Raw genomic sequence first — 279 nt, 5'->3', positions numbered from 1 at the left:
TCACATAGGATCCTTAAGCCAGGTGCAACGCAATGCGGTTACCCCTTCCGGGCAACCCAATACTCTTTCGATAAAACCAATCTGCTTCTGCCATTACCTTTGAATGACCTCGTTTCCACTACCCCTTTTCAGTACCCTGTATCCTGTTTCCAGTATCCAGCCTGCCTGCCGGTAGGCAGGTATACTGCTAAAGTGGAGGATATCGGATTCGAACCGATGACCCCCTGCGTGCAAGGCAGGTGCTCTAGCCAGCTGAGCTAATCCCCCGTGTTCCTTCTC

1 tRNA gene is annotated in these 279 nt (G+C 52.0%); it reads right to left on the bottom strand.

The window, feature by feature from the left end:
- Window positions 1-193 precede the first annotated feature (193 nt).
- Window positions 194-267: transfer RNA gene (locus LDX50_RS30695), tRNA-Ala, on the bottom strand.
- Window positions 268-279 lie beyond the last annotated feature (12 nt).

Source organism: Fulvivirga sedimenti (assembly GCF_020328055.1).
Note: the sequence above shows the minus strand (reverse complement) of the source record. Positions and strands in the feature narration are given on the sequence as shown.